The sequence below is a fragment of the Acidovorax sp. ST3 genome (assembly GCF_003231145.1).
In the GTDB taxonomy this organism is placed as follows: Bacteria; Pseudomonadota; Gammaproteobacteria; order Burkholderiales; family Burkholderiaceae_C; genus Acidovorax.
Window position 1 is genome coordinate 1 of sequence record NZ_QKVP01000042.1, and the last position, 683, is coordinate 683.

Here is a 683-nt window from a genome sequence, read left to right on the forward strand (position 1 = left end):
GAATTACCACTACGAGGTGGAACTGGTCGCGGCGCTGTCCAAGGGCGGGCGCGACATTGCGCTGGACAAGGCGCTGGACTGCGTCTACGGCTACGCGCTGGGACTGGACATGACGCGGCGCGACCTGCAACGCGGCATGGGCGACCAGAAGAAGCCGTGGGAGATTGGCAAGAGCTTCGACCACGCGGCGCCGATCGGCCCGATCCATCCGGTGGCCCGGACCGGCCACTACAAGGAAGGCGACATCTGGCTGGCCGTCAACGGCGAGCGCAAGCAGCAGGCCACGCTGTCGCACATGATCTGGTCGGTGGCCGAGCAGATCTCGCGGCTGTCGCAGGCGTTCGAGCTGTTTCCCGGCGACCTGATCTATTCGGGCACGCCGGAGAACGTCGGCCCGGTGGTGCGCGGCGATGTGATCGTGGCGCACGTGGACGGCCTGCCGGAACTGAGCATCCGCATCGTGTGATGCGCGGCGCCGGCTGGCCCTGCCGCCCTCCCCGGCGCCAGCCTGGTCTTGGCGCGTCGCCGCCCGGCATGCGGCGGGGCGCCGTAAGGCCGTCCGGCAAGGACCGCGGCGCCGTGCCCCACGGCGGTGCGGCGTCCGGATCCTCGCGGATCTGAGAGTAAGATTTATGCCATAACAAACAGCCCGTGTGGCAGGAGCAGTGGAAGATGGCAAAAAT

General features: G+C 67.9%; 1 protein-coding gene. It reads left to right on the forward strand.

The features are described from left to right. The coding region (locus tag DNK89_RS23425) for a fumarylacetoacetate hydrolase family protein (protein WP_110962009.1) at positions 1-466 on the forward strand (466 nt) is incomplete at its 5' end. Between the last annotated feature and the right edge of the window lie 217 nt (positions 467-683).